The sequence below is a fragment of the Microbacterium sp. CCH5-D1 genome (genome assembly GCF_001557335.1).
In the GTDB taxonomy this organism is placed as follows: domain Bacteria; phylum Actinomycetota; class Actinomycetes; order Actinomycetales; family Microbacteriaceae; genus Microbacterium; species Microbacterium oxydans.
Genome location: NZ_LSJW01000037.1, coordinates 1 through 9,806, shown reverse-complemented (window position 1 = coordinate 9,806; position 9,806 = coordinate 1). Strand labels below are relative to the sequence as shown.

10 protein-coding genes are annotated in these 9,806 nt (G+C 67.9%); 4 read left to right on the top strand and 6 right to left on the bottom strand.

All coding sequences use genetic code 11. The features are described 5' to 3' along the window. On the bottom strand, positions 1 to 951 hold a 951-nt coding region (locus tag AX744_RS02415; protein WP_061015292.1), incomplete at its 3' end, for a LacI family DNA-binding transcriptional regulator. A gap of 227 nt (positions 952 to 1,178) precedes the next feature. Between AX744_RS02415 and AX744_RS02410 the strand changes: the two genes are divergently transcribed. The 4 genes from AX744_RS02410 to AX744_RS02395 all read left to right on the top strand — a co-directional run bounded on the left by AX744_RS02410 (position 1,179) and on the right by AX744_RS02395 (position 5,924). Beyond that, a complete protein-coding gene (locus AX744_RS02410) occupies positions 1,179 to 2,048 on the top strand; it encodes a sugar phosphate isomerase/epimerase family protein (RefSeq protein WP_061015291.1) in 870 nt (289 codons plus the stop codon). Between the two features lie 179 nt (positions 2,049 to 2,227). Further along, entirely contained in the window at positions 2,228 to 3,730 is a 1,503-nt protein-coding gene (locus AX744_RS02405) for a sugar ABC transporter ATP-binding protein (protein WP_046747533.1), read from the top strand. After that, entirely contained in the window at positions 3,730 to 4,764 is a 1,035-nt protein-coding gene (locus AX744_RS02400) for an ABC transporter permease (protein ID WP_171011018.1), read from the top strand. Before AX744_RS02405 ends, AX744_RS02400 begins: the two co-directional genes overlap by 1 nt. Before the next feature lie 158 nt (positions 4,765 to 4,922). Next, on the top strand, positions 4,923 to 5,924 hold the full coding sequence (locus AX744_RS02395; protein ID WP_046747534.1) for an ABC transporter substrate-binding protein: 1,002 nt from the start codon (positions 4,923 to 4,925) through the stop codon (positions 5,922 to 5,924). A gap of 94 nt (positions 5,925 to 6,018) precedes the next feature. On the opposite strand, the gene AX744_RS02390 is transcribed toward AX744_RS02395, so the two are convergent. The 5 genes from AX744_RS02390 to AX744_RS02370 form a co-directional block, all read right to left on the bottom strand. Next, positions 6,019 to 6,315: a putative quinol monooxygenase gene (locus AX744_RS02390; RefSeq protein ID WP_230977795.1), complete on the bottom strand. Its 297-nt coding sequence runs from the start codon at positions 6,313 to 6,315 to the stop codon at positions 6,019 to 6,021. A 74-nt stretch (positions 6,316 to 6,389) separates the two neighbouring features. After that, a complete protein-coding gene (locus AX744_RS02385) occupies positions 6,390 to 7,361 on the bottom strand; it encodes a phosphotriesterase family protein (RefSeq protein ID WP_061015290.1) in 972 nt (323 codons plus the stop codon). After that, positions 7,361 to 8,320, bottom strand: a complete 960-nt coding sequence (locus AX744_RS02380) for a shikimate dehydrogenase family protein (protein WP_082738373.1) — start codon at positions 8,318 to 8,320, stop codon at positions 7,361 to 7,363. The genes AX744_RS02385 and AX744_RS02380 overlap by 1 nt, the downstream gene beginning before the upstream one ends. Further along, positions 8,317 to 9,288 (bottom strand): phosphoglycerate dehydrogenase, encoded by a 972-nt coding sequence (locus AX744_RS02375; protein WP_061015293.1) that lies wholly within the window; start codon positions 9,286 to 9,288, stop codon positions 8,317 to 8,319. The genes AX744_RS02380 and AX744_RS02375 overlap by 4 nt, the downstream gene beginning before the upstream one ends. After that, positions 9,288 to 9,806 (bottom strand): FGGY-family carbohydrate kinase (locus AX744_RS02370; RefSeq protein ID WP_269454438.1); only part of this gene is annotated, 519 nt, incomplete at its 5' end. The genes AX744_RS02375 and AX744_RS02370, both read right to left, overlap by 1 nt.

The following is a 9,806-nucleotide window of genomic DNA, read 5'->3' as shown; positions in this document are numbered from 1 at the left end:
CGTCGCGGGCGGGGGTGCCGAGGGGGCGGCGAGCTGTGCCAGCAGGGCGATCCCGGCGGCGCGGCCGATCTCGTAGCCGGGCTGCCGCACGCTGGTGAGCGGGACGACACCCTGGTGCGCCTGGGCGACGTCGTCGAACCCGATGAGTGCGATCTCCTCCGGCACGCGGACGCCGTGGCGCAGGAGCTGCGTGAGCACGCCGAGCGCCACCATGTCGTTCGCGGCGAACACGGCGTCGGGCCGCTCGGCGGGGGGCAGGGCGATGATCCGCATGCCGGCCTCCAGGCCGTCCTCGGTCGCCAAGTGCGGCACTTCGACCGTCGACACCGTCGCGTCCGTGTCGGCGACGGCTTCGCGGAGCCCGGCCAGACGATCGTTCGACTGGCTCACCGCCGGGTTGCCGAGGAACAGGATGCGTCGTCGCCCGAGATCGACGAGGTGCTTCCCCGCGAGGCGGCCGCCGGCACGATCGTCGAACAGCACGGATGCGACCTTCGATGAGTCGGGGATCGGTCCCACCACGACCGAGCGGATGCCGCGATCGGCGAGCGCCTCGAGGCGCGGTACGACGTCGCCGAGCGGATAGATGACGATGCCCTGCACACGGTGCGCCTCGAACATGTCGAGGTTGCGTCGCTCCTGTGTCTCGTCGCGGTCGCTGTTGCTGAAGAAGAGCGACCAGCCGCCCTCGCGCGCCACGTCCTCGACGCCGCGCGAGAGGTCGTGGAAGTAGGGCAGCCAGGCATCGAGGAGGATGAGCGCCAGCGCCTTGCTGGAGCCGGCCCGCAGCTGCCGAGCGGATTCGTTGGGCACGAAGTCGAGCTCTTCGATCGCGGCCCGTACCCGCTCGCGGCTCGCGGCTCCGAGCACGTGCGGGTGATTGAGGTAGTTCGACACGGTGGAGGAGGAGACTCCCGCGAGGGCGGCGACGTCCTTGACGCTCGCTGGCATGGGGCTCCTTCGTCTTCTTCGTCTTCGTCTTCGTTGTCTTCATCGTCGCCGCGGCGATCGGGGCTCCTGACCGCGGTGGCGGCCTCAGGATATCGGAGGAGTTGCAACGTGCCAAGAAAGTTCTTGACACCGCTGCCGCCCCCGACGTAGCGTGACTCGCACACCGGACTTGGCACGTGCCAAGTCCGGGGCGGCGACGGTGCCGGACACCCGCTGTGAGAGGTCTCATGAACATCGGCTGTCACGGTCTGGTCTGGACGGGGAATTTCGATGCCGAGGGCATTCGTCTGGCGGTGCAGAAGACCAAGGAGGCGGGCTTCGACCTCATCGAGTTCCCGCTGATGGATCCGTTCTCCTTCGACGTCGCGGTCGCGAAGGATGCTCTCGAGGAATACGGCCTCGACGTCAGTGCGTCGCTCGGCCTGTCCGAGGCGACCGACGTCACGAGCTCCGACCCCGTGATCGTCGCGGCCGGTGAAGCCCTGCTCATCAAGGCCGTCGACGTGCTCGCGGATCTCGGAGGGAAGCACTTCTGCGGCGTGATCTACAGCGCGATGAAGAAGTACATGGAGCCGGTGACCACCGAAGGGCTCGCGAGCAGCCGGGACGTGATCGCGCGGGTGGCCGACCATGCCTCCGAGCGCGGAGTGTCGGTCTCGCTCGAGGTCGTGAACCGCTACGAGACGAACGTGCTCAACACGGCGCGGCAGGCTCTCGCGTACGTCGCCGAGGTCGACCGGCCGAATCTCGGGATCCACATCGACACGTACCACATGAACATCGAGGAGTCGGATATGTTCGCGCCGGTCCTCGATGCCGCACCCGCCCTGCGCTACGTGCACATCGGCGAGAGCCACCGCGGCTATCTGGGAACCGGCACCGTCGACTTCGACGCGTTCTTCAAGGCGCTCGGGCGCATCGGGTACGACGGCCCGATCGTGTTCGAGTCGTTCTCGTCGGCGGTCGTCGCCCCTGACCTCAGCCGCATGCTCGGCATCTGGCGGAACCTCTGGAACGACAACGTCGAGCTGGGTGCCCACGCGAACGCCTACATCCGCGACAAGCTCGTCGCGGTCGAGTCGATCCGCTTGCACTGAGTCGGCGAAGGGCGGGAAAGATCAAGATGTCATTACAGGTCTTCCCAACCTCGTCGACGTTAGATACATTTAGATACAACTTGCGCTGCCCGTAGCGTAGGACGCAGAATTGATCCGATGTTTGCGGCGGAATGATCCGTCGACATCGAAGCAGAACCTTCAAGGAAGCAGGTGAGCGCATGAGTGGACCCATCCTCCGGGTCGAGGGGATCAGCAAAGGATTCCCCGGCGTGCAGGCGCTGAAGGACGTGCACCTCGAGGTGCACGCCGGCGAGGTGCTCGTGCTCGTGGGTGAGAACGGCGCGGGAAAGTCGACCCTGATGAAGATCCTCTCCGGGATCTACACCAAGGACGAGGGGACGATCACGTTCGAGGGTCAGGAGGTCGAGCTCACGAGCCCTCTTCAGGCGCAGGAGCTCGGCATCACGATCATCCATCAGGAGCTCAACCTGATGCCCGATCTGACCGTGGCGCAGAATATCTACGTCGGGCGGGAGCCGACGACGGGCCCGTTCCTGTCGGAGCGCAAGCTCAACGCCCAGACCGCAGACCTGCTGCAGCGCCTCGACATCCACCTGAACCCGCGGCAACTCGTCGGCGAGCTCACGGTGGCCGAGCAGCAGATGGTCGAGATCGCCAAGGCCCTGTCGTTCAACGCCAAGGTGCTCATCATGGACGAGCCCACCTCGGCCCTCACCGACACCGAGGTCGAGACGCTGTTCGTGCTGATCGAGCAGCTCAAGGCGCGTGGCACCGGGATCGTCTACATCTCGCACCGCATGGACGAGCTGCGTCGCCTGGCCGATCGGGTGACCGTCCTGCGTGATGGCACATACATCGGATCACTCGACCGGTCCGAGATCACCATCCCGACGATTATCGAGATGATGGTCGGGCGTGTGATCGACGAGGGAACCCGTCCTCAGGCCCGCGAGCACGCCAACGACCCGATCGTCCTCGATGTGCAGGGGCTGTCGACCAGGAACCTTCTGAAGGACGTGTCCTTCCAGCTGCACAAGGGCGAGATCCTCGGGTTCGCCGGGCTGATGGGTGCGGGACGCACCGAGACCGCGAGGGCGGTGATCGGCGCCGACCATCGCGACGGCGGCACCATCGCGATCGACGGTCGCACCGTGAAGATCGCCCAGCCCGCCGACGCGGTGCAGCACGGCGTCGGATACCTCTCGGAGGACCGCAAGCTCCTCGGGCTGATGCTCGAGCAGGACGTGACGTTCAACACCGTGCTGGCCTCGCTCGGCTCCTACGCCAACGCGATCGGCTGGATGGGCGACAGCAAGGCCAAGAACCGCACCAAGGAGTACGTGCAGCAGCTGCGGGTGAAAACCCCCTCGGTCAACCAGGTGGTCAAGCTCCTCTCCGGAGGCAACCAGCAGAAGGTCGTCATCGCCCGGTGGCTGATGCGCGACTGCGACATCCTCATCTTCGACGAACCGACGCGAGGCATCGACGTCGGCGCGAAGGAGGAGATCTACCGCCTCATGCAGCAGCTCGCTGATGCAGGCAAATCCATCATCGTCATCTCATCCGAGCTCCCGGAGATCCTCCGCGTGGCGAACCGCATCGCGGTGTTCGCCAACGGCCGCATCACCGGGACGCTCCGCAACGAGGAAGCAAGCCAGGAGAAGATCATGCAACTCGCAGCCCACGGGGAGGAAGACTGATGAGCGCTCCGCAGCAGCCCGGATCGTCGACGACGACGATCATCCAGACCGCCGTGAACGAGAACACGGACAAGAGAGACGTCGGCGCGTTCCTGAAGCGTCAGTTCCAGCAGTCGCTGGCGTTCGGCACGCTCATCGTGCTGATCATCTTCTTCTCGATCGCCAGCCCGAACTTCTTCACCTTCAGCAACATCGCCACGGTGCTGCTGTCGACGGCGGTCATCGGCATCCTCGCCCTCGGCACCACCTTCGTCATCATCACCGGCGGCATCGACCTGTCGATCGGCACCGGCATGGCGCTGTGCGCCGTGATGACGGGTGTGTTCGTGACCAACATGGGGCTCCCGGTGTGGGTCGGCGTGATCGGCGGCGTCCTGACCGGTGTGCTGATGGGGCTCGTGAACGGTGTGAACATCACGTTCCTCCGCCTCCCGCCGTTCATCGCCACCCTCGCGATGATGATGATCGCGGGCGGCCTCGCCCTCGTGATCTCGGGTGTCGCACCGATCTACTTCTCGACGTCGGCCCCCGACTTCAAGAAGATCGCCCTCGGCGTGATCATCCCCGGCATCCCGAACGCCGTGCTCGTGACAGCGGTGCTCGCGGTCATCGCGTACCTGGTGCTGTCGAAGACGCTCCTCGGCCGGTACACGTTCGCGATCGGCTCGAACGAGGAGGCCACGCGCCTCTCGGGCGTCAACACGCGTCGTTGGACGATCCTCATCTACATGTTCGCCGGAGCTTTCACCGGGGTCGCCGGCATCGTCATCGCCTCGCGGCTCGATTCGGCCCAGCCGCAGATCGGCACCGGATACGAGCTGCAGGCGATCGCCGCGGTCATCATCGGCGGCACCTCGCTGCTGGGAGGACGCGGATCCATCCTCGGCACCGTGATCGGCGCCCTCATCATGAGCGTGCTCGTGAACGGGTTGCGCATCATGTCGATCCAGCCCGAGTGGCAGAACATCGTCGTCGGCGTGGTCGTGCTGCTCGCGGTGTTCCTCGACTCGCTGCGCAACCGACAGCGCACCTGAGACCTGGACGGCGGCGAAAACCCGTGCCCGTCGTCGTCCTCCGGCCCCGGCCGACACCCCGCGGAGACATCCGCACAGGCACCTGGAATGTCCACAGCGCCGGCTCGTCCGGCATCCACACAGAACAAACCGAGTCGTACCCAAACAATGGAGTTTTCATGAAATTCGGGAAGAAGACCGCACTCGTGGCCCTGGTGGCCGCATCCGCACTGGTGTTCGCCGGCTGTGCCGGCGGAGGCGGCGACGTGATCGAAGAGGGCTCGAGCAGCGGCGGCAGCAGCGACGGCGAGATGTACATCGCCATGGTCTCGAAGGGCTTCCAGCACCAGTTCTGGCAGGCCGTCAAGAAGGGAGCGGAGGACAAGGCGAAGGAGCTCGGCGTGAAGATCACGTTCGAGGGTCCTGCCGCCGAGACCGAGATCGCGCAGCAGCTCGAGATGCTGACCGCCGCGATCGACAAGAACCCGAACGCCATCGCCTACGCCGCCCTCGACCCCGAGGCGTGCGTCGCCCCCCTCGAGCAGGCCAAGGCGAAGGACATCCCCGTCGTCTACTTCGACGCCCCCTGCAACGGCGACGTTGGGCTCAGCCTGTCGGCCACCGACAGCAAGGTCGCCGGTGCGCTCGCTGCCGAGCACATGGCCGACCTGATCGGCGGCGAGGGCCAGGTCGCCATCGTCGGTCACTCGCAGATCAACTCGACCGGTGTCGAGCGCCGCGACGGCTTCGTCGACAAGATCGAGGCGGACTACCCCGACATCGAGATCGTCGACATCCAGTACGGTGACGGCGACCACCTCAAGTCGGCCGACATCGCCAAGACCCTGATCGCGGCCCACCCCGACCTCAAGGGCATCTACGGGACCAACGAAGGCTCCGCCATCGGTGTCGTGAACGCCGTGAACGAGCTGGGCCTCGAGAAGGGCAAGATCACGATCGTCGGCTTCGACTCCGGCGCAGCGCAGATCAACGCCATCAAGGACGGCACCATGGCCGGCGCCATCACGCAGGACCCGATCGGCATCGGCGCACAGGTCGTGCAGGCCGCCTACGACGCCGCCAACGGTGACTCCGTCGAGAAGTTCTACGACACCGGTTCGTACTGGTACGACAAGAGCAACATCGACGATGAGAAGATCGCGGCCGTGCTCTACGAGTGACACCGCAACGCTGAAGAAGCCCCTCACCTCCGGGTGGGGGGCTTCTTCGTTGCCAGGTGGGTGCGTATGGGGCGGAGTGGGGGTGGTACCTGGGTCAGACCCGACGGAGGAAGGTGAGCTGCGACGAGGGTTCGACGATGAGCTCCTGCAGCGCGGCGTTGAAGGGGACACCGGCGGGGGCGGAGAGATGGGCGTGGAAGGCCGCCTCATCGCGGTAGACCTCGTACACGAAGAAGCGGTCGGGATCGTCGACGAGCCGGGACGCGTCGAAGACGAGGTTGCCCTCCTCGGCGCGCACGACATCGGCGAACGCACGCAGCAGGGTGGCCACCATGTCCCCGGTGCCTGGTCGTGCAGTGAAGGTGGCATGCAGGACGGTCGGCTCTGACACGGTGTCTCCTCGGGGCTGTCGGATGCGGATGTGGATGCCCATGTGCATGCTCTTGTTCCGGCCCATGCTCGGGTTCAGGTGGAGAGCGTCAGCAGTCGGGCCGGTGTGGTCGCGAGCATCCGGTGCACCGCTTCGTCGCCGATCGCGTCGCGCAGGCGTGGGAGGTAGCGCTCGCCGAGGTAGGCGAGTCCTGGCATGCCGCCGTAGGCGACGTACCGCGTGCGACGAGCCACGTCGCCACCGAGCACGATCCGGTCCCCGGCGCCGCGCTCCACGACAGCGACCGTCAGGGCGAGCAGCTCGGCATCGGAGCGGGTGCGGGGTCGTGCGAAGCCGTCGTAGCCGAGGTGGGCTCCGCGTTCCGCGAGGGAGACGTGCAGGCCGGGATCGGGGTCGCGGTCGGCGTGTGCGAGCACGACGCGGTCGGCGGACACCCCCTCGGCCGCGAGCAGATCGAGCACCTCGTGAGCCGCCGTGCCGAATTCCAGGTGCACCATGACAGGCGCCCCCGTCGCGCGGTGCGCCTCGGCCACCGCGACCAGCGTGGTGCGCTCGAACGGGCTGATGCGCCAGTAGTCGGCGCCGCCCTTGAGCATCCCGGCGCGCACGGGCGCGCCGTCGGGCGCTGCGGCGATGGACACCTCTGGGGCCTCGAAGATCTCCGCATCGTCGGCGGGCATGCCGCGTGTGATGTCGGCGATGAAGAGGGCGGCCAGACGGTCGGCGGTCCACACCTGCATCGGATGGTCTGCGCCGTAGTGGGCTTCACGGTGTCGGCCGGTCGTCGCGACGATGTGCAGTCCGGTCGACGCACTGATCCGCGCCAGGGCGGAGGCGTCGCGGCCGACACCGAAGGGGGTGGCATCCACCATCGCCTCGAATCCGCTCGCCTGCAGCAGGGCCGCCTCTTCGCCCGAGGCCTTCTCGTCGTCGAGCTCGTCTCCCGGCAGCAGCGGTGACACCTGGAACAGGTGCTCGTGGTAGTCCACGCGCCCGAGCAGCGCCGGGGCGATGTCCCCGAGCACCGTGCGGACGACGGCGGACATCAGCGCACCGACTCCGCGGCCTCGGCGAGTCGCTCGACGGTCTCGGGTGTGAGATCGAGCTCGAACACGTCGGCGACGACCTGCGACCAGCCGTGGATGAAGTAGCGCCAGCCGTCGACCACGTGCAGGTCGCGAACCGTGGCCTGCGCTTCGGCCTGATGGAGGAACTCGAGCGAGCCGCGGTAGTTGAACTCCCACGCGTACGCGCCATCGGGGAACACCACCGCGTCGGTCAGGGGGGAGCCGGGGCGGTCCTTCCCGAGTCCCGTCGCATTGGCGATCACCGAGCCGGCCGGCGCAGCCGCGACGAGGGCATCGGCTTCTTCCGGCGTCGTGGTGACGACGTATTCGATCAACCCCTCACGGGTGCCGTGCTGGCGGTGCACCTCGCGCAGGTGGTCGAGCTTGTCCTGCGTGCGGGCGGTCACCGTGATCCTCGACGGGGAGTCGGGGCGTTCGGCGAGAGCCCAGCTGAGAGCGGTGCCCGAGCCTCCGGCCCCGAGGATCACGACCGCAGCCCCCGTGCGGGTGAAGTGGTCCGTGGGCAGGAAGTCGTTCAGCGCGAGGTCGACCGTGATCGGGTCCTTGGCCCTTCCCGACAGCGTCCGCCCCCGCTTGGAGATGCTGGAGATCTCGGAGCACGACACCGCGAACGGGTCGAGTTCGTCGAACAGGTCGGAGGCGGCGGCGAACACGTTCATCTTGTGCGTGGTCACCAGGGCCCCGCGGTGGTGCGGATCGTCGCGGATCTGCTCGACCATCGCGCGATACTGCGCGGGGTCGGCATCCATCGGCAGGTCGTGACCGACCAGGGTGCGCGTCGGCAGGTCGAGGATGTCGGCCCAGAGCGGGAACACCTTCATGATCGACGAGGAGGCGGTGGTCACCCCGACGAAGCCCATGTAGTCGGCGGCGACCGTCTCGGATCCGGAGGTCACGGTGTCGGCGGTGGTGGTCATCGGGTCTCCTCGGAGGCGGGGATTGGGACGGGATGCGCGGGCTCGCCGCCGGAGAGGACGGCGATCACGTCGGCGAGCGAGAGGGAGCCCATGTTGTCGACCGCCTGGGTGGTCTGCGCGCCGAGGTGCGGGGTCACGATGACCCGGTCGGCGAGCTCCGGCGCGAGCAGGGGACTCGCGTGCGCTGCGGTGTCCCCGTCGAGCGTGTCGGCCGCGTAACCGGCGAGCACGCCGTCGTGCAGTGCCCTGGCCACTGCGGCCTCGTCGACCAGGTCCCCTCGGGCAGTGTTGACCAGCACCGTGCCTGGCCGCATGCCGGCGAGGCGCTCCGCATCGACGAGTCGCTGGCCGCCCGGGGCGTGCAGAGTGATCACGTCGGCCGCGCGGAACAGGTCGTCGACCGAGGCGGGTTCCGCCCCGCGGGCGCGCACCACGTCGTCGGGCACGAACGGGTCGGCCGCGAGCACGCGCGGACCGAAGCCGCTCAGACGCGCAGCGACGCCCTGGCCGATCCGGCCGAAGCCGACGATGCCGACCGTGGCGGCGCCGAGCTCCCGTCCACGTCGAACCCCCCAGTCGCCCGCGCGCACCCGGCGGTCGCCGTCCGGCACGAACCGCAGCGCGGCCAGCATCAGACCGACCGCGTGATCGGCCACGGCGTCGGCGTTCGCGCCGGGGGTGTTCGTCACGGGGATGCCGCGATCGCGCGCGGCAGCGAGGTCGACCGACTCGGTGCCCACTCCGTAACGGGCGACGATCTTGAGCTTCGGGGCCGCGGCGAGGTGCGCATCGGTGATGGCGCCGGTTCCTGCGATCCAGGCATCGGCGCCGTGCAGCAGCGACCGCAGCTCGTCCATGTCGTGGTGCGCGGGCCCGCGGAGGACGCGGTGTCCGGACTGCGCTGCCCGCTCCACCAGATCGAGGTCGCCGTCCGAGAAGGATCGGCTGGTGACGAGGATCACAGCCATCAGCGCGGCCGTCCGGCGAACCACGGCGCGAGGGCCGCGTAGGCATCCGCGAACCGCGCGTGCCGTTCGGCGTACACGGCATGGCGGCCAGCATCCGGGGTGAACTCGGCGGTGACCTCGCTGAGGGCACGTGCTGCCGAGAAGTCGGTGATCCCGAGCCCGACCGCGGCCGTCACGGCGGCTCCGAGGCTGTTCGCCTCCTCGACGATCGTGCGGCGACGAACGGGAACTCCCCAGACGTCGGCGAGCACCGACAGGTACACGTCGCTCTGCGCTCCGCCGCCGACCGCATCGATGCGGTCGATCACGGCGCCCGACGCGCGGAATGCCTGGATGCAGCTGAGCAGGTTGAACGCGGTGCCCTCCAGCACGGCGCGAACGAGGTGGGCCCGACCGTGGTGCCGCGAGAGACCGACGAATGCGCCACGGGCGTCCGGGTCCCACATCGGGGAGCGCTCACCGAGCAGGTACGGGAGGAAGTAGAGGTCGTCGGTGTCGACATCGGCGGAGGCCTCGGC

What these genes read in the sequence shown, in the direction of transcription:
- AX744_RS02380 (WP_082738373.1), bottom strand. Translation starts at nt 8,320, where the DNA reads ATGACCACCACCGCCGACACCGTGACCTCCGGATCCGAGACGGTCGCC.
- AX744_RS02375 (WP_061015293.1), bottom strand. Translation starts at nt 9,288, where the DNA reads ATGGCTGTGATCCTCGTCACCAGCCGATCCTTCTCGGACGGCGACCTC.
- AX744_RS02410 (WP_061015291.1), top strand. Translation starts at nt 1,179, where the DNA reads ATGAACATCGGCTGTCACGGTCTGGTCTGGACGGGGAATTTCGATGCC.
- AX744_RS02405 (WP_046747533.1), top strand. Translation starts at nt 2,228, where the DNA reads ATGAGTGGACCCATCCTCCGGGTCGAGGGGATCAGCAAAGGATTCCCC.
- AX744_RS02385 (WP_061015290.1), bottom strand. Translation starts at nt 7,361, where the DNA reads ATGTCCGCCGTCGTCCGCACGGTGCTCGGGGACATCGCCCCGGCGCTG.
- AX744_RS02395 (WP_046747534.1), top strand. Translation starts at nt 4,923, where the DNA reads ATGAAATTCGGGAAGAAGACCGCACTCGTGGCCCTGGTGGCCGCATCC.
- AX744_RS02400 (WP_171011018.1), top strand. Translation starts at nt 3,730, where the DNA reads ATGAGCGCTCCGCAGCAGCCCGGATCGTCGACGACGACGATCATCCAG.